Genomic DNA, 17,756 nt, shown 5'->3' on the forward strand with positions numbered 1-17,756 from the left:
TCATACCCGACGACAAGCGAGAGGAGATCGAACACCCGCTCGCGCCCGTGAACCCGGCCGAGCTCGTCCGCCGCATCCACGACATCCAGGACCGGCTCGAAGCACTGGCGGCACCGCGCACCGCGCGGCTGGCCAGACGCATGGGCCCGGACATGGCATACTTGAACAAGACGCTCGCCCGGATCGCGGGCGTCGAACCGGAAGACGACGAAACCCCACAAGCCGACGCGGACTAGGATTTCACGCTCACCACAGGTGAGGCACCACTCCGGATTACGCGCTCATTTTCAAATGAGGCACCTCGCTGCTTGATAAGGGCTAGATTTGCCGAGCATGAAAGTACAGTATGTGCAGACTCGCGAAATACCGCGATAGGGGAGTATCCTCGAAACTATGAGCGAAACGAGCAGTGACTGGCAGAGGACGACCATCGATTCCGCCCAGGCGGCGGCACATCCGGAAACCGCGCAGGCGGTGGCGCGTATCAAAGCGCTTCGTCAATCCATCGATAATATCGATTCCGCAGTTATTTCCCTGCTCGCAGAGCGGTTCAAAACCACTTCACAGGTGGGTGTGCTCAAAGCCAATGCTGGTTTTGCTCCTGAAGATATGAAGCGTGAGGATTACCAGATCGAGCGCTTGCATCGCATTGCCATCGAAGCGGGCCTTGACCCGGAAATCGCTGAAAAATACCGCGAATTCGTTGTGACCGAGGCTAAGAAGCGCCACCAGCGCATCGCCGAGGCCGGTGGCGATCCGGGCGTGCTGGACGTGTTCGCCTGAGTTCGGTTGTCTTTTCAACTTGATATGAGACTTTTTCCTGCACTAATCAGCTGTGCATTGTGCGTAACAGGTGCTGTGGGCGGCGCTTGGGTATCTCGCCCACAAGAACCGGATTACGCTGCCATGCTTGACACGGCTGCTGACATCTATGCCGTAACCGATTCCGAGGGCGAACCCACGCGCTTCTATGTGGCATCGAATTCCGCAAAAGTCGATTCCACTCAACATGCGCCCGGAACCGTAAACCGTCTCCCTACATCCGCAGTCCAGCTGCCGTGGTCGATCAGTGTTGAATATTCGCTTGATGGCCCAAATGTCTCGGCTAGCAAAGTCGCAAATGCCTCAGGACTTGTAGGCGTGCATGTTACGGTTCGACCGGCGCATGCTTCTGGCAATACCGCTCGTCAAACCATTCCGATGGTGGCGTTCACAGTTCCCAGCCAAGTCGCCGATGATATCTCCGCCGATAGCAGCGTATCCGTCAGCACACAAGGCACCAATACGCTGATTGCGGCAGCTGGACAGGCCGGAACGACTCTGGAATTCAGCTGCTATATGAACGCCAAACATTTCACCATGAGTTCCATCGCGCTCGCTGTGCTGCCTGGCAATGCTACCGGCAATGATACCGGCAGTGGCGCGAATGCCAGCTCCGATGCTGCTCAGTTGACTTCCACCGCATCCATTTTGGTCGATTCGCTGACTGATGCCGGTTCCGGCGAGCATCAGCAGCTGATCGATCAACTCAAGGCCTTGCGCACCAACGAGCAGCAGCTCGCCCAATCCGTGACTGCTGAACGTACAGCCGCGCATAAGCAAACATTCCAGAATTACATGGCTGCCTATGTGGGCTCATACACCACGCATCTATCTGGTTCTATCGGCACTTCCACACAATTGCCTGCGCTGGTCGGTACGGCAGGTGAGCTTTCCGGCGATACGCCGCTTGCTCAGGCGGTGCTTGATTTGGCGAATGCGGTGAACAATGTGAGCGCTGCGCATATGCATGATGGTGCCGTGGATGCACTGGACGAAGTAATTCGTCGCATTCAGCAGCAGGGTACTACCGGTCTGGTCGATGATCTGACCAAGGAAGCCGCTGAGGAAGCCACTAAAGGTTCCAAGCAGTATGCGGCAGGGCAGAAGCAGTTGTCTGCTGCGATGATTCCTTATTCGATGAAGTACACGGACGTGTACACGGCCAAGCTCAGCGCTCTGACCGGTGAATCTTCCGCAAATGCTTCGGCCTATGCGCAGCAGGCCATCAGCGAAACCAACAGCAGCGATGAGCTTAAGGATTCGCAGACCAAGGTAGATGCCGCAATGGCTGCGCTCGCCACCGCGTGCGAGCATACCGGCAAATCGCAGGCATTGAAGCAGATTCTGCTGCGATTCTCCGATCAGTTCGAGGGTGGGAGTACATCTGCAAAAACAACGCAGGATGCTGCGTCTGATTCCGCCGTACATCTGTTTACGCAAGGTTTGGTGGATTCGCAAGCCCAGTCGTTCTACGGGAAAACCAAGGCGGCTCAAGCCAAGCGCAAAGCCGCCGCTGCGCGCAAGAAAGTGCAAGCTGCCCAGCAGCAACAATCCCAGGATTCCAATGCTTCGCTGGTGGATGACGCAATGTCGATGTCTGCCAGCGATGTGATGAGCTATGCGAACGGCCTGACGTCCGCGCTCGGCGGCGGCAAATCAGATAGTTCTGCCAGTTCAGATTCTGGAAGTTCCGGAAACTCCACAGATGCGAATGCGACGGATGATGCTGCGGCACAGCAGACTGCGAAGAAGAATGAAGCTGACGAAGCTCCAATCCTCTTCGGTTTTGGTCAAAGCGACACTGGTGGCACATTGTTTACGCATGATATGAGCGCGCTGATTGCCGAGACGGTGGAAATCGGCGATGCAGGCCAGCTTATTGCCGAAGCAGTAACCCAACTAGGCTCAGCTGCGATTTCGCAACAGTCATCAGCACAAGCTCCCGCTTACCTTATAGTTATTCCCACGGTGTGAATATAGATTTATTCCGCATGCGCCCAATCGCTGTAGTGGCGCCTCAGATATGACCTGAGCCCATTAATCGCCCACAATGGCAGATTCGCCACCCATGACTCATCACGGTATCCGGCAAGGCTTGCACGGATTGCATGCACAAGCTCAAAATGGTCATACGCATATTTAAGACTCTTGGCATGCAGATTCTGTTCTGCCTTCACCTCGATTGGGTAAATCACGCCGTTGTTGCTGATGGAAAAATCTATTTCCGCGCGCCCATTTGGATTCGCCCAGTACGTGGGCTCAAACGCGTCTGCCACAAGCTGCTGGCATACATACTGCTCGGTCAGAGCACCTTTGAATTCGGTGAATATCTGGTTCTGCTGCGTGATTACAGACGGTTCAAGATTGGCCAATGCGCCTAGAAGGCCGATATCGGATGCAAACATTTTGAAGGTGGAGGTGTCGGTATAGCTCGTTAATGGTTCGCGCAGCGCAGAGGCGCAATATACCTGATGGATAACACCGTAATCACGCAGCCACATGATGCTTTCTTCAAAATCACGAGCGCGCGCACCCGGGCGTACCACGCCATAGACGAATTTGCGGTTTTCTTTGGATAACTGTGCAGGTAATGTGTGCCAGACCATGCGGATGCGGTCAACCAGTCTTGCCGGAGCGTGCTTGGAGAAGTCGAGATCGTATGCGTCGAGGATTTCTCGTTGGATATTGCGTACTTCGGCTGCGTTCGACCCATTAAGATGGGCAGCTACTGCTGCCGGCATGCCACCAACGAACAGGTATTGCTTAAGCATATTGTGCAATCGGTCGTTGAACAATGAGTTGATTTGCTCAATCTCGCCATTGCGAATCAGGTTTGCAAGTTGTGGTTGCCCGGCATTTTCCAAGTATTCGAGGAACGTGAGTGGGTGAAGTGTCAGCATGTTGACTTTGCCTACAGGGAAAGAAGCATCGGGATGTTTCGATACACCCATGTACGATCCAGTAGCAATCACATGCTGTTCCGGTGCTTCTTCGCAGAAGTATTTCAGCGCGGTCAGTGCGCGCGGGCATTCCTGGATTTCGTCAAAGAAAATAAGCGTCTTCCCAGGGGTGATGTTCACGCCGGTATAGAGCGAAAGATTGCTCAGAATGGTATTGGGGTTTAGATTGCCTTCGAATAAGCTTCGCACTTCGATATCGCGCATAAAGTCGATGCGCAGCACATTGCTGTATGCTTGGCGACCGAATTCGGAAACGATCCAAGTCTTGCCGGTCTGCCGGGCTCCACGCAGGAGCAGAGGTTTGCGGTTGGGCTGCTGTTGCCATGTTTCTAAGTCGCTCATCAATGTACGTTGCAATTTCTCGACCATGACTACCTCGATTACCCCTACCAAAATGTGTGTGACTCCCACATTTTATCATCCAAAAATGTGGGAGTCACACACATATTAGGATCCAAAAATGTGGGAGTCACACACATATTAGGATCCAAAAATGTGGGAGTATGTGTTGTGCCTAAGTGTGAGGGAGAGGCTGGTTCCAGTGATTGTTGCAACACCTGATGATTCGAGAGGAGATTTCAGGTGGGCAGGTGGGTGTTCGATGGTATTGGGTACGCGACCCGGAATCAGATGTGTCAAGCACGTCGTGACCGGTATGTGGAGCTTATCCGCGACGGCATGAACACATGAATCTCAAACAGGAGTTGCATCGCCTGCGTATCCGTCACGGCCTTGACGCTGCATAAGGCGCAACTTATATGTTGATGGTTCCATCTATGACAGATGGAACCATAATGAATTTTCACGAGCATAGGGATGATTTCAAAAAATAAGCCGTTGAACTGACGTTACATCAGTTCAACGGCTTTGAACTACCCTTCAGTCAGCTAGCGCTGGGGTGAATCACTTCTTCTTTACCGGCGGTTCGCCGAGCTCGCTGGCGGCCACGGCCACCTCGGTCTCGGGAGCGTCTTCCGCGGCGGATTCCTCGGCGTGCTTGGCAACCAGGTCGAACTTGCCCACCACACGGCCGGCCTGAGCGATATCACCCAGAGCGGCGTGAATGGCGTCCACACCTTCCTGAGCGGCGGTCAGAGCCACGGAGAGAATCGGGGTCTTCATGGAGACCTTGGCCTCGGACTTGATCTTGCGCAGCTGCTCCACAGCCTTGCCAGCCCAAGTCAGCAGCTCCGGAGAAGCGCCGGTGGCAGCCTCAACGTACGGTTCCGGAGTCGGCCATGCAGCGCGGTGCACGGAGCCGGAGCCGGCGTGCATCCAGCTCCAGACCTCTTCGGTGGCGTACGGCAGGTACGGTGCCAGCAGACGGGCGAAGGCATCAAGACCCAGGCCCAGAGCGGTGCGGGCGGAACGAACAGCCTTCTCGGAAGGAGCCACACCCTTCTCATCCGGAGTGCCATAAGCACGGTTCTTCACGAGCTCGATGTAATCATCGCAGAACTGCCAGAAGTAGCTTTCGATGACCTCCAGAGCCTTGGAATGCTCGTAAGCCTCCAGCGCGTCAGTGGCCTGGCGAACCACCAGAGCCAGCTTGGCCATAGCGGCGCGATCCAGCGGCTCGGTCACATCAGTCGGATTCCAAGCAGCAGTAGCGGCATCGCCAACGTGATGGTTCTCGTCTTCGCGGCCGATAGCCAGAGCGAACTTGGTGGCGTTCAGCAGCTTGATGGCCAAGCGGCGGCCGATCTTCATCTGGCCGACGTCGTAGGTGGCGTCAAGGCCCAGACGAGCAGCGGCAGCCCAGTAGCGCACAGCGTCGGCACCGAACTTCTCGATCGGCTCGTTCGGCACCACGACGTTGCCCTTGGACTTCGACATCTTCTTGTGGTCCGGATCCAAGATCCAGCCAGACAGGGTGGCATGGGCCCACGGCAGGCACTTGTTCTCAAGGTGAGCACGGTCCACGGTGGAGAACAGCCAGGTACGGATGATGTCCTGGCCCTGAGGGCGCAGATCCATCGGGAACGTAGCCTTGAACAGTGCCTTGGAAGCCTCATCCGGCTCAGCCCAGTGGGTCACGATCTGCGGGGTGAGCGAAGAGGTGGCCCAAGTATCCATGATGTCCTTCTCGGCGGTGAAGCCACCGGGCACATCACGCTGAGACTCGTCGTAGCCTTCCGGCACATCAATGGTCGGGTCGATCGGCAGACGGTCCTCAGACGGGGTCAGCGGGTGATCGTAATCGGCGGAGCCATCGGCCTTGACCGGGTACCACAGCGGGAATGGCACACCGAAGAAGCGCTGGCGGGAAATCAGCCAGTCGCCGTTCAGGCCGTGCACCCAGTTCTCATAGCGCACACGCATGAAGTCCGGGTGGAAGTTCAGTTCCTTACCGCGCTCGATGAGCTCAGCGTTCAGCTTCGGGTCAGTGCCGCCGTTCTTCAGGTACCACTGGCGGGAAGTGACGATTTCGAGCGGCTTGTCGCCCTTCTCATAGAAGTTCGTCATACGCTTGGTCGGCGTCGGCTCACCGTCCATATCGCCGGATTCACGCAGCTTGTCGACAATCACCTTGCGAGCGGAGAACGTGGTCTTGCCAGCGGTCTCGGCGAAGATTTCACGGCCGGCCGAATCGGTGATCCAATCCGGGGTGTCCATCACGATGCGGCCGTTGCGCTGGATGATGGAGCGGGTCGGCAGCTTCAGATCGCGCCACCACTGAACATCGGTCACATCACCGAACGTGCAGCACATGGCGATGCCGGCGCCCTTGTCCATTTCGGCGGCCGGGTGAGCCAAAATCGGCACCTTCACCTTGAACAGCGGGGAGTAGACTTCCTGGCCGAAGTACTTCTTGTAACGGTCATCATCCGGGTTGGCGATTAGCGAAGTGCAGGCGGCCAGCAGTTCCGGACGAGTGGTCTCGATGTAAATCGGGGTGCCGTCTTCGAAGCGGAAGGCGATCTTGTGGTAGAAGCCCGGGTATTCGCGGGATTCCAGCTCGGCCTGAGCCACTGCGGTCTGGAAGGTCACATCCCACAGACCCGGAGCGTCCTGCTGGTAGGCCTCGCCGCGGGCCAAGTTGCGCAGGAAGGCCTTCTGAGCCACACGCTGCGGGTGTTCACCGATGGTGTGGTAGGTCTGGGACCAGTCGATGGAAAGACCCAGCTTGCGCCACAGTGCTTCGAACAGCTTCTCGTCCTGAGCGGTCAGCTTCTCGCACAGCTCGATGAAGTTCTTACGGGAAATCGGCACCTGATCCTTGGCCTGAATCTTCTTGCCATCAGTGCCCTCGTACGGCGGCTTGAAATCCGGGTCGTACGGCAGGGAGACGTCCACGCGCACGCCGTAATAGTTCTGCACACGGCGTTCGGTCGGCAGACCGTTATCGTCCCAGCCCATCGGGTAGAACACGTCGTAGCCGCGCATACGCTTGTAACGAGCGACCACGTCGGTATGCGTGTAGGAGAACACATGACCCACATGCAGGGAGCCGGAAACGGTGGGCGGCGGGGTATCGATGGAATACACAGCCTTGCGGTCACGAGTGTTGTTGAACTTGTAGGTGCCGTTTTCATCCCAAACGGCGCGCCACTTATCCTCAAGACCGTCTACACCGACCTTGTCGGGCAGCGGGGTGAGGTTGGCGTTGATGATGGAATTGCCTTCAGTCATAAGGCCAAAGTTTATGCATGTTGTATGACAAGGAATAACTCTCGTAAGAGCTACTGCTTATCCAATGCTCCCAACGGCATGCGCGTATCAATCAGACCGGTCGGATAGCCGGAGAGTTTGCTGTTGGCCACGGTGAAGCATTTGCGCGTGTACAGCCAATCGCTTGCCGCGTCCTGGCTGATTGTGCGCGCATACGCCTTCAGTCGTTCCGCATAGTCGGCATCATTGGTGGCCGCACGAGCATTCGCATAGGCTTGCTGAGCTTCGGCATGATTGTAATGGAAGATTGAATCCGGGTTTGCGAAGTCCCCTATGCCATCAGAGCCGTTCATGCTCATAATGGTGAGTTCCCAGGAACCATCCTGAATGCGCTTGGCATAATCCTCATCAGATACGACTTCAAGGTTGACTTTTGGCCTTGGAATTTGACCGATCTGCTGGGCGATATTCTCCGCCATCGAACGATATTGTTCAGTGACTACGAAATCAACAGTGGTCAGATAAGTGCCAAAGTACCAGGTCATTGACTGTACTTGCGATAGGTCATGTGGGAACAGTCCGGTCAAATCCTCATACCCGGTTTCCAGAGGACTGATCGGGCCGCCCAAAGCACCGGCTGAGTCAGGTTGAGAGGAAGCAATGGATGCGGCATCGATGAGATAGCGGAACGAGGTGCGCACTTTTTCATCAGACATGATGGAATCAGTGCCGGTATTGAATGCCAGCAGTACTTTGTCTGTTGTGGCACCTTCGCTTACCTTAAGATTCTGTTTATCTGCAGCAGCAGAGGCAACAGCTGCAGTGGTCGGCATGGCCAAATCAATGCTGCCGTTGTTAAGGGCTTCAGTGAGCTGGTTCTCATCGGAATATTGGTTGAATGCTACTGACCCCACTTTGGCTTTGGTGCCGTGGTATGTGCTGTTGTATTGCAATGTGAGCGATTGTGCGGCAGTGAATCCGCTGACGGTGAATGGTCCTGAACCAATAGGCTGCTTGGCGTAATCGATGTTGCCGGCTTCAGAATCGTAGACAATGCCCAATCGTCCGGATAATGCGCGTAACAGGGTGGGGTTCGGCTGCGTGAGCTTGATGATAACAGTGTGAGCATCCGGGTTCGTGATGGATTTGAGCTCGCCAAGCTGATCAACGTCGGCGTATTTATTGGTGACGGCCTGCTGCAGCGACCACACTACATCCGCGGAGTCCAACGTATGCCCATTGGAGAATGTGACGTTGCTGGCGATGGTCAATGTGTAGGTGAGGCCATCTTTTGAAACATCCCATTTGGTAGCGAGCCCGGGCTTAAGCTGATTTTGCTGATCTACTGTGACGAGGGTTTCATACACGTTATCGATGAGCAGACGCTCAGCTGCGGCGGAGCTTGATGCGCGAACGTCCAGCGATTGCGGCATGTCGCTAATGCCTACGGTGACGCGTGCGGTGGGGGAGGATTCGATGCCAAGATCATCGACGATGTTGCGATGCTGCAACATCGACCATCCAGCCCATACCAGCGTGCTTAACACGAGAGCCACTGCAAAGAAGACTCCCCAACTAACTAGTCCGCTGTTCTGCTTGTGATGTTGCTTGCTGCGCATGCCCTTCAGTCTAACGATGGCATGCTACCGACTGACGGCCGGCTCATAACTTGGGCAGGAATCGGCGAGCGGGCAGTTTGCACAATCGGGTTTGCGCGCATGGCAGGTGGCTCGGCCGAATAGAATCAGTCGATGGCTGAGGTCCGTCCACTCGTCAGGTGGGAAACATGCTGTGATTTCATGTTCGATTTTGACTGGATCCGGGTGAGTGGAACGCCAATCCGTACGCCAGCGCAGGCGGCCGGTAACGCGCATCACATGCGTATCGACCGGGAAGCCTGGTATGCCAAAAGCGTTACCCAATACTACGTTTGCGGTTTTGCGGCCTACGCCGGGCAGACTGGTCAACTCCGCCATTGTCTGCGGTACAACACCACCGAATCGTTCATCCAATGCGGTTGCCAAGCCAATGAGATGCTGTGTTTTGGAACGGTAAAACCCTAGCGGATGAATAATATCCTCAACCTGACTTGGATTCGCGGCAGCCAATGCGGCGGCGGTAGGGTAGGTTGCGAAAAGTTCTGGAGTAACGGTATTGACTCGTTTATCCGTGGTTTGTGCGCTCAGTACCGTGGCGATAAGCAGCTGCAATGGGGAAGTGAAGTTCAGTGCACATTGTGGCGCTGGAATCACTTGGCACAGCACCTCGTATTCCTGATGCATGCGGGCGATGCGTTGGGATTTACTTTCGCGCATAAGAGCGGCCTTATCAGTATGAAAGCTCTACGCAGTTGGGTGCTGCTGATTACTCTGCGATACCGTTGGACTCAGCAGCGCTATGCATGCTGGCTTTGGCGGCTTCCTGGGCGGCAGCATCGCCCTTATCGTTTTCAGGCGGGTCGAAACGGTAACCCACGTTGCGCACCGTGCCGATGAGATGCTCATATTCGCCGCCGAGCTTGGCGCGAAGACGACGGATGTGCACATCCACGGTTCGGGTGCCGCCGTAGTAGTCGTAACCCCACACTTCCTGCAGTAGCTGGGCGCGCGTGAACACACGTCCTGGATGCTGTACGAGGTACTTCAGCAGCTCGAATTCCTTATAGGCCAAATCAATGGGGCGGCCGTGCAGAGATGCTGTGTAGCCGTTAGTATCCACGATGAGATCGCCGGAACGAATCTGCCCGTCTTCCACGGTAGTGGTCGGTTCAGCCGATGAGCCGGGGGAAGTGGCGGCCGGAGCATTGCCCCGCTCGGAAACCAAACGGAGTCTGCCCTCAACCTCAGCAGGAGAAGCAGTGGTGACCACTACGTCGGCAATACCCCACTGGGAGTTGACCACAGTGAAGCCACCCTCAGTGAGCACCAGAACAATAGGAGTGGAAAGACCGGAAGCATGGATGAGGCGGCACAAGGTTTTAGCGGTAGCCAAATCGTCGCGAGCATCGAGGAACAGAATGGTGTTTTCCGGCATTTTCACCAAGCTGGCGGCATCCATAGGAAGAACGCGGACTCGATGAGACAGCAGCGCGAGCGATGGCAGTACCGTTGCGGGGTCGCTAGCGAATGTCATTAACGTTAAGTCCGTCACGCTAATCCCCCTTGGCGAATGTAATGCAATCGCAAATTTTCCATCATTGTACGCGCCAACTCGGGACACTGGTTGCGTATCGTTGCGAAAATGATACGCAACCAGTGCCACTAAGCCAAGAACCGGCTCAGCAGCAGCGTCGCAGAAGCGATAGTCACGCCCATCAGCATAACCGGCAACAATCCAGTGCCAATCCACGGTTCACGAGTAGTTGGATCAGGATCCGCATCCCGCACCCACAGCACGGAAGCCACTGCCAGAGCCAGAGCAAGTATTACTAATACAGCAACCGTGATATTGCCTTCAGTGGTGCCTTTGGCCACCAATGCAGCGAGGTTGGGCAGGAAGCACCAGCCGGCCACAGCAATGGCGGCGACACCGGAAGTGACTGCATGGGACAGTGCGCGAATGAGATGAGACCGTTCCTTGCGAGCCATTTGGCGGCCGAATGAGAACACCACCAGCACTACAAGCAGGAGGCCTACGGCCAGAGCCCAGGAATACCAAGGCAGCACGCCACCATCTTCAGTGGTCATCTGCGGTGGTACCTCATGAATGGGGAAGGGAATGACCACGAACAGCAGTGAAATCACACCGAAAATCAAGGTGATGGCACGGTCGAACACCGAGCCGCGGAACGGCCAGAACAGTGTGAACATGCCCAGCGTGAGAGCCGAGAAAATCAACGAAGCTTCAGGTATTGGCCCAGGCGTGGTGATGGCAGTGGCTGCGATAAGCAGCACATAAGCCGTAAGCTGAGCCAACAGCATGCTGATTGCCTTGTGCTTCCAGTTTTCCTGAGTGATCTCGGTCATGTGAACCTCTCGAAAAGTCATTGCTCGGTCTCATCCTACGCTGTGTGCTGGAATGAGACCGAGCAATGACTGCTGCGGCTGATTAGAAAGCGATGATACCGAGGTGCTCAAGCAATACTTTGAGACCGATGAGAATCAGCACCACACCGCCTGCGATTTGCGAAGGTTGCTGCCAACGTGCGCCGAAAACGCGACCGATGTAGAGGCCTGCCGCAGAGAAGAGACCGGTGACGATGCCGATGCACGTGACGGCGAAGATGATGTTGGTTTTCATGAAAGCAAGACTCACGCCCACGGCGAATGCATCAATGCTGCAGGCCACGGCGAGAGGCAGCATGTGCTTCCAGTCGAATTGAGGTGTTTCCTTGGCGTTCTCCTCGGGCTCCTCGAATGCCTCGTGCACCATGTTGCCGCCGATGAATACAAGCAGACCGAAGATGATCCAGTGATCGAATTCGGTAACGTATGAGCTGAACGCGGATGCGGCAAAATAGCCGAGCAGAGGGAATAATGCTTGGAATCCGCCGAACCACAAGCCGGTTTTGATGGCGTCTTGTGTACGAACTTTGGAGACGGTAAGCCCCTTGCCAATGGAAACGGCAAACGCATCCATTGAGACGGAAACGGAAATCAACAAGGTTTGAATGATTATTGAAATCATGAATATTGAGAAGGTTCATCGCCGCTGTACTGCGCGATGGGCCTCGACCAGCGCTCCCACACGCCGCCTACGCCTAGTTGAAAAGACAAAACATCACTATACAACAAAAGGCCCCCGAAGGAGCCTTTTGTCATGTTCTATTGCGTTTGAGCGCAGCTAGAAATCACTTGGAAGCGGCGAGGCGCTCGCGAGCTTCCTTGATTTCCTTCTCGGCCACGTCAGCACCGGTCCAGTAGTCACCAGGCTTGACTTCCTTACCCGGCTCCAGGGCCTTGTACTGCTCGAAGAAGTGCTTGATCTCAGCGAGGTGGTACTCGTTGACATCCTTGACATCCTTGATGCCGTCGTAGCGAACGTCAGCCGGCACGCACAGCACCTTGTCGTCGCCGCCCTCTTCGTCTTCCATGTGGTACAGACCAACGGCGCGGCATTCGATGACGCAGCCCGGGAACACGGAGTTCTTGACCATCACGAGAGCGTCCAGCGGATCGCCGTCCTCGCCCAGGGTGCCCTCGATGTAGCCGTAGTCATCCGGGTAGCCCATAGCGGTGAACAGCTCACGATCCAGGAACACGCGACCGGTTTCCTGGTCGACTTCGTACTTGTTCTTGGAGCCGCGCGGAATCTCGACCACAACGTTGAAGGTTTCTGCCATTGTTTATCTCCTTGTCTGGAAACTATTCGTTACACACACTACTACCGACTGTGCGAAGTCACACAGTGTTGCCCTTCGCACAGTCGGCATACACGACATATCACTGCACAGACAGGATATGAGCCACGTCAGCCCACGGGGCGAGCGAAACGTAGTTGTCCCAGCCCCACTGGAACTCACGGCCGGTCAGCTCATCGCGCACCGTAAGCGGACGGTCGGTAGGCAGTCCAAGCTCGCCCAACTCCACATGCACCATAGCCTGATGTGCGTTGTGACCGTCGAGGTTGACCACCACAATCAGCGTATCCGCCTGGCCGGTGCCGGTCAGCTCGGCCGGCGTATGGCGGGCGAACGCCAGAATGTTCGGATCCGAGGTGGGCAGAATAGTCAGGTTGTGGTAGCTCAGTGCAGCCGGATGAGAACGACGAATCTTGTTCAGCGAAGTGAGCATCTTGGCCACGCCATAACGCTCGGCCTTGGACCAATCGCGAACCTTGACCTCGTACTTCTCGTTATCGATCTGCTCCTCGAAACCGGGGCGCTGCCTGTTCTCAATCAGCTCGAAGCCGTTGTAGATGCCCCAGCTCGGGGAGCCCATAGCTGCGAGTACCGCGCGCACGCAGTGGCCGGCGATGCCGTTGTCGCGCACGTAGGCGGTGAGAATATCCGGGGTGGTGGGCCAGAAGGTGTTGTGCTGGTAGTAGCCGTCGTCGCCATTGGTGACCGGCAGATACTCCTCCAGCTCCTCCTTGGTGTTGCGCCACGGGAAGTAGCAGTGGGACTGGGTGAAGCCCACATAGCTCAGTGCACGCATCATGCCCGGGCGGGTGAACGCTTCAGCCAGGAACAAGATCTCCGGGTGCTTCTTGGTCACGGCGGCAATCACGTCCTGCCAGAAACGAACCGGCTTGGTATGCGGGTTATCAATACGGAAGATGGTAACGCCTGCGTCGATCCACAGGTTCAGCACGCGTTCGACTTCCTTCTCAATGCCGGGCATATCGGCGTTGAAGTCGATCGGGTAGATGTCCTGATACTTCTTCGGCGGGTTCTCGGCGAAGGCGATGGTGCCGTCCGGCTTGTGGCGGAACCAATCCGGGTGCTGCTTAACCCACGGGTGGTCAGGAGAGCACTGCAGAGCAAAATCAAGGGCGATTTCGAGACCCAGCTCATGAGCGCGAGCGGTCAGAGCCTTGAAATCATCCATCGTGCCAAGCAGCGGGTCGACGGTATCATGGCCGCCAAGTTCGGAGCCGATGCCGAACGGGGAGCCCGGATCATCAGGACCAGCAACCAGCGAATTGTTGCGGCCCTTACGGTTGGTCACACCGATCGGGAAGATCGGCGGCAGGTAGACGATGTCGAAGCCTTCGGCCTTGGCACGCTCCAAACCGGCGAGCGAAGTCTTCAGCGTACCCTGAATAATCTTGCCGGTGTTCGGATCGACCGTGGCACCTTCGGAGCGCGGGAAGAACTGATACCAAGCGGCGAAGCTGGACTTCGGACGTTCCACCTTGAAGCGCTGCGGCTGGCTGGGAGAAATGCCGTCGCGCAGCGGGTTGGACTCATGCAGTGCGGCGATGTGCGGGTTATCGCCGGCTGCCAGACGCTCCTCAGGAGTCAGGGATTCATCGGCCATCGTCTCAGCGGCCTGCTGCAGTGCCTTGCGCTCGCGGGCAGGAAGGCCGGCATCCGGGGTCACGGCCCAACGAGCCAACAGCTCGGCACCGGAGTTCAGCGCGTTATCCACATCGTCATGAACCTTCACCTTGATGCGGGCATCATGCAGCCAGGACTTGTAGGTGTCTTCCCAGCCCTCAATGGTCACAGTCCATTCGCCAAGTTGACGCTTGACTGCGGCATAACCATCTTCCCAAGGCTTCAAATCGCTGTGCTCGCCGCACTTCAGCGTGACTTCCCAACGATCCAGACCAGCGTTCGTGCAAGTCATGGCGCGGCGCAGCGTTTCCTTGCCGCGTGCATTGCGCACGATGGCGGTGGCGCCTACCTTGGTACGACCTTCGATGAACACCTGGGCGGTCACCTTGAATGGTTCGCCAAGCTCAACGCGTGCCGGGTAGATGCCGCGCTCTTCGCCAGGCGTAATGTCCATGACGTTGATGCGGCCGAACAGGCCAGGCTCATCAGCGGGAATGGACGGGGCCGGAGCTTCGCCGGTCAGGCCCTTGAGCGCTGCATTGGCGCGTGCGGTTTCGGCATCGACGCGCTTGCGCGTGGTCTTGGTGGTTTTGGATCGGGAAGTCGCCTTTGACTTCGCTGCCTTGGAGGACTTGGAGACCTTAGTGGTCTGAGCGGCCTTAACGGCCTCGAGGGATTCTGTTTCAGATGTGCGCGAATCCGCGCTATGTTGTACTGCCATACGGCCCATTCTAAGGGGAATCCGACATTTGGCGTGCATTGTGGACAACTTTTGGATGAACGTTCGATAAATGGCTTGAAGTGGATAACTCGTTGTCCAAGTTATCCACAACTCGCCAGTAAACGGCAAGCTCGGACCACATTGCCCGAAAAACGGCTGATGAAAGCCGTAAATCTGCCATGCTCATGGTCTATTCGCTCGCAATGATGTGGGTGAATTCACACCACGGAAAGGATGGGAACATGGCGGCATCATGGTGGAAGAAACGCGTGATTGCTTTTGGGGCCATGCTGGCGGGTCTGGCAATGATGATGGGCGTAATTATCGGAACGCCTGCAAGGGCTTATGCGGCAATAGTGCTTTCGCCCTCGCGCGCACATCAACGCATCGACTTTACGTTCGACGGTAATCGGCTTCAATTAGGTGTTATAGCTAATGATGCCGATAACACCCGGTATTACTGCATTGAAGCCAGCCTCATCACCGATTATGTCAGCGGCCCCACACGCGTGGTTGATGATGACATGGAAGTGCGGCGCATGGCTTGGCTTCTTGACCGCTATCGCATTGCGTCAACCAATGATTATGCGGCTATCGCGTCGCTGATTCAGGACAAATTCGGCAACCAGGAGCAGTGGAAACCGCAACGTGATTATCTTGTGCCGCTGTATCCGGAAGTTTTCGCTCGAGCGCAGGAGATGTGGAGTGAGGCGGAGCGCAATACGCAGGGCAATGCAGTAATCGAGAGCACATATGCCGAAGGTTTGCGTCAAGGCACTGTTACGGTGGCAGTGGTTAACGGGGATGAACGCCAGCCGCAGCCGGTTGCAGGCGTGCCGTTCACCATTACGCTCGAGGGTCCGGCCGTGTTTGAGGATAACGGTCTCAAAACATTGAGCAAGACCTCCACCGAGCAGGAGCAAACCTATCAGTGGAAGGCCACCGGGCGAGGCGAAGTGCGTGCAAGCGTCACCTATGACATTCCGCGAATGAGACATATGGATGCCCGCCAAGATATGCGCGCGTTCGATTCGTTCAGCTCGGTTCCGGGTGAAGCGGTGACATTCAAAGTGCGCAAGGATTTCACGCCATCGGTGCATACGCAGGTTTCAAGCAAAATATTGGATGCTGGCGCAGCGGTATTCGATGAGGTGACCAGCGCAGTGGTTGGCTCTGATAGTCACTGGGTGCCGGATTTGCTATTGAACGCTCAGGGATATTACTTTGCCGAACTTGGCGTTGACGATCTGGCGCATATTACGGCGCCTCAAACTGGTGAAAGTGCTGATGATTATTTGGCCCGTTTGAAAGCGGACGGATATGCGCCGGTTGCCTATGGCAGTGCATCATTCAGCGGGCCCAACCAAAGCGCTCGCGTACAGGCTATGACCAAACCGGATGGCAGTAAGCCGTATCTGACTCGTGCAGGCGGTGGATTCAGTACATGGGTGTGGGTTTTCCGCAAAAGTGAGCAGAGCAAAGAAGCGCAAGATTATCTCACCGGTGACTGGAGCAGTACGTTCTTGGAAGCTGAGGAAAGTGGTTCGAATCGCAGCAGGTTGACTGTGGAATCAACGGTGACTGAGCATTCCGCTCAGATAGGTGCCGAATTAAGCGACACCATTACCGTCACCGGTTTCCCGGATGACCACGGCAACTTTACCGGCGATGAGGTTTTTGGCTTTGGTGCTGATAGACCGCACGCGCAGGTAAGCGTCTGGTGGGCAGGTGATTCAGCCGATCAGACGCAAGATGAACACTATAAGCCGAGCGGTGCCGCAGTGCCTCAGGAAGATGAGCATCATCGCAAGTTAATAACGTGGGATATTCCGGCAAGGAACGGCACGTTTAAGATTGGCGCGGGAACGCTCGACGCCAATGGTGACCCCATGACTATTACCGCACAGCAACATGGCTGGTATGTATTCGTGTGGGAATTCAAGGGCGATGACCGTGTGATGCCTGCAACGAGCAGATACGACGATGCATGGGAGCGCACTCGTGTGACCGAGCCCTGCGATCCTGAGGAACCGTGTGAGCCTGATGAACCAGATGAGGAGGAGCCAGAGGAACCTGAGGAGCCGGTCAAGCCCGAAGAGCCTGAAACGCCATTACCGTATACCGGCATCAATATGATGCCTCCGTTGGCGGTAACGGCTACGGCCATTCTCATCGGTGGCGTGATGCTGTTCATAGCCAGCAGGCGGCATATCTAGTCGGAAATACGAAAAACCGGAATCCATTCGGATTCCGGTTTTGTTGGTAGCGGGGCATGGATTTGAACCATGGACCTCTGGGTTATGATCCCAAACGACCCAAAATCAGGCCGCCAGAACCACTGCCGGGGTCTTCCATGCCCCGCCACCTAGGCGGAAGTCGTCAACGTTGACGACTGATAAACCTCCATTCTTTCCATCGAGGATCGCTCGAACTTTCGACGGCGTAAGGTCGTCGCGCTGCAATGTATCAAGGGAGATACCAAAGTAGTCGGCGGCGGCCAGCATATCTTCGTAGAACCAACGATTTTTCCCCTTGAGCAGGTTGGTAATCATCGCAGGGTCTTTTCCGATGTAGGCGGCAAGGTCTTTGCGTTTGGTGCCAGAGGCAGCCATGAACATGTTTAGGTTGTCGTTGGCTAACGCCTGACGATCCGTCTTGGGGGCCACACTCGGCGGCGCAAATACTTGAGTCATATTCAACA

The 17,756-nt window shown here is 56.0% G+C and carries 13 protein-coding genes, 1 tRNA gene and 1 pseudogene; 4 read left to right on the forward strand and 11 right to left on the reverse strand.

Features of this window, described 5'->3' with window-relative positions:
* The 3 genes and pseudogenes from Tam1G_RS04090 to Tam1G_RS04100 form a co-directional block, all read left to right on the forward strand.
* Positions 1-236, forward strand: a pseudogene (locus Tam1G_RS04090) (integrase catalytic domain-containing protein); the annotation flags it as partial.
* 157 nt (positions 237-393) lie between these two features.
* Complete coding sequence (locus Tam1G_RS04095; protein WP_033890643.1) at positions 394-783, forward strand: chorismate mutase; 390 nt, start codon at positions 394-396, stop codon at positions 781-783.
* Between the two features lie 24 nt (positions 784-807).
* Positions 808-2,796, forward strand: coding sequence for a hypothetical protein (locus Tam1G_RS04100; RefSeq protein ID WP_101625563.1), 1,989 nt, complete (start codon positions 808-810; stop codon positions 2,794-2,796).
* Positions 2,797-2,804: 8 nt separating this feature from the next.
* Here the strand turns inward: Tam1G_RS04100 and Tam1G_RS04105 are convergent, their stop codons facing one another.
* The 9 genes from Tam1G_RS04105 to Tam1G_RS04145 form a co-directional block, all read right to left on the reverse strand.
* Complete coding sequence (locus Tam1G_RS04105) at positions 2,805-4,124, reverse strand: ATP-binding protein (protein ID WP_243394866.1); 1,320 nt, start codon at positions 4,122-4,124, stop codon at positions 2,805-2,807.
* Between the two features lie 561 nt (positions 4,125-4,685).
* Positions 4,686-7,415: a valine--tRNA ligase gene (valS, locus tag Tam1G_RS04110; protein ID WP_101625565.1), complete on the reverse strand. Its 2,730-nt coding sequence runs from the start codon at positions 7,413-7,415 to the stop codon at positions 4,686-4,688.
* A gap of 50 nt (positions 7,416-7,465) precedes the next feature.
* Positions 7,466-9,013: an ABC transporter substrate-binding protein gene (locus Tam1G_RS04115; RefSeq protein WP_033890637.1), complete on the reverse strand. Its 1,548-nt coding sequence runs from the start codon at positions 9,011-9,013 to the stop codon at positions 7,466-7,468.
* Between the two features lie 24 nt (positions 9,014-9,037).
* Positions 9,038-9,709 carry an endonuclease III gene (nth, locus tag Tam1G_RS04120; RefSeq protein ID WP_033890636.1) on the reverse strand — a complete coding sequence of 224 codons (672 nt, stop codon included), beginning with the start codon at positions 9,707-9,709 and terminating at the stop codon, positions 9,038-9,040.
* 49 nt (positions 9,710-9,758) lie between these two features.
* A complete protein-coding gene (locus tag Tam1G_RS04125) occupies positions 9,759-10,526 on the reverse strand; it encodes a winged helix-turn-helix transcriptional regulator (RefSeq protein ID WP_165781898.1) in 768 nt (255 codons plus the stop codon).
* A gap of 128 nt (positions 10,527-10,654) precedes the next feature.
* Entirely contained in the window at positions 10,655-11,359 is a 705-nt protein-coding gene (locus tag Tam1G_RS04130) for a hypothetical protein (RefSeq protein ID WP_101625567.1), read from the reverse strand.
* Between the two features lie 82 nt (positions 11,360-11,441).
* Positions 11,442-12,020 carry a manganese efflux pump MntP gene (locus tag Tam1G_RS04135; RefSeq protein WP_101625568.1) on the reverse strand — a complete coding sequence of 193 codons (579 nt, stop codon included), beginning with the start codon at positions 12,018-12,020 and terminating at the stop codon, positions 11,442-11,444.
* 163 nt (positions 12,021-12,183) lie between these two features.
* Entirely contained in the window at positions 12,184-12,675 is a 492-nt protein-coding gene (locus Tam1G_RS04140) for an inorganic diphosphatase (RefSeq protein ID WP_033890633.1), read from the reverse strand.
* A 100-nt stretch (positions 12,676-12,775) separates the two neighbouring features.
* On the reverse strand, positions 12,776-15,064 hold the full coding sequence (locus Tam1G_RS04145) for an alpha-1,4-glucan--maltose-1-phosphate maltosyltransferase (RefSeq protein ID WP_165781899.1): 2,289 nt from the start codon (positions 15,062-15,064) through the stop codon (positions 12,776-12,778).
* Positions 15,065-15,297: 233 nt separating this feature from the next.
* Here Tam1G_RS04145 and Tam1G_RS04150 point away from each other — a divergent pair, with 233 nt between their 5' ends.
* Positions 15,298-17,271: a cell surface protein gene (locus Tam1G_RS04150; protein ID WP_101625570.1), complete on the forward strand. Its 1,974-nt coding sequence runs from the start codon at positions 15,298-15,300 to the stop codon at positions 17,269-17,271.
* A gap of 44 nt (positions 17,272-17,315) precedes the next feature.
* Here the strand turns inward: Tam1G_RS04150 and Tam1G_RS11620 are convergent.
* Together Tam1G_RS11620 and Tam1G_RS04155 are read right to left on the reverse strand one after the other, a co-directional pair.
* Positions 17,316-17,418, reverse strand: a tRNA-Met gene (locus Tam1G_RS11620).
* Positions 17,377-17,748: a helix-turn-helix domain-containing protein gene (locus Tam1G_RS04155; protein WP_242689699.1), complete on the reverse strand. Its 372-nt coding sequence runs from the start codon at positions 17,746-17,748 to the stop codon at positions 17,377-17,379. Before Tam1G_RS04155 ends, Tam1G_RS11620 begins: the two co-directional genes overlap by 42 nt.
* Positions 17,749-17,756 lie beyond the last annotated feature (8 nt).

The sequence above is a fragment of the Bifidobacterium imperatoris genome (genome assembly GCF_002860405.1).
Taxonomy (GTDB): domain Bacteria; phylum Actinomycetota; class Actinomycetes; order Actinomycetales; family Bifidobacteriaceae; genus Bifidobacterium; species Bifidobacterium imperatoris.

What these genes read in the sequence shown, in the direction of transcription:
- Tam1G_RS04130 (WP_101625567.1), bottom strand. Translation starts at nt 11,359, where the DNA reads ATGACCGAGATCACTCAGGAAAACTGGAAGCACAAGGCAATCAGCATG.
- Tam1G_RS04145 (WP_165781899.1), bottom strand. Translation starts at nt 15,064, where the DNA reads ATGGGCCGTATGGCAGTACAACATAGCGCGGATTCGCGCACATCTGAA.
- valS (WP_101625565.1), bottom strand. Translation starts at nt 7,415, where the DNA reads ATGACTGAAGGCAATTCCATCATCAACGCCAACCTCACCCCGCTGCCC.
- Tam1G_RS04135 (WP_101625568.1), bottom strand. Translation starts at nt 12,020, where the DNA reads ATGATTTCAATAATCATTCAAACCTTGTTGATTTCCGTTTCCGTCTCA.
- Tam1G_RS04095 (WP_033890643.1), top strand. Translation starts at nt 394, where the DNA reads ATGAGCGAAACGAGCAGTGACTGGCAGAGGACGACCATCGATTCCGCC.
- Tam1G_RS04100 (WP_101625563.1), top strand. Translation starts at nt 808, where the DNA reads ATGAGACTTTTTCCTGCACTAATCAGCTGTGCATTGTGCGTAACAGGT.
- Tam1G_RS04150 (WP_101625570.1), top strand. Translation starts at nt 15,298, where the DNA reads ATGGCGGCATCATGGTGGAAGAAACGCGTGATTGCTTTTGGGGCCATG.
- Tam1G_RS04155 (WP_242689699.1), bottom strand. Translation starts at nt 17,748, where the DNA reads ATGACTCAAGTATTTGCGCCGCCGAGTGTGGCCCCCAAGACGGATCGT.
- Tam1G_RS04105 (WP_243394866.1), bottom strand. Translation starts at nt 4,124, where the DNA reads ATGAGCGACTTAGAAACATGGCAACAGCAGCCCAACCGCAAACCTCTG.
- Tam1G_RS04125 (WP_165781898.1), bottom strand. Translation starts at nt 10,526, where the DNA reads ATGACATTCGCTAGCGACCCCGCAACGGTACTGCCATCGCTCGCGCTG.
- nth (WP_033890636.1), bottom strand. Translation starts at nt 9,709, where the DNA reads ATGCGCGAAAGTAAATCCCAACGCATCGCCCGCATGCATCAGGAATAC.
- Tam1G_RS04140 (WP_033890633.1), bottom strand. Translation starts at nt 12,675, where the DNA reads ATGGCAGAAACCTTCAACGTTGTGGTCGAGATTCCGCGCGGCTCCAAG.
- Tam1G_RS04115 (WP_033890637.1), bottom strand. Translation starts at nt 9,013, where the DNA reads ATGCGCAGCAAGCAACATCACAAGCAGAACAGCGGACTAGTTAGTTGG.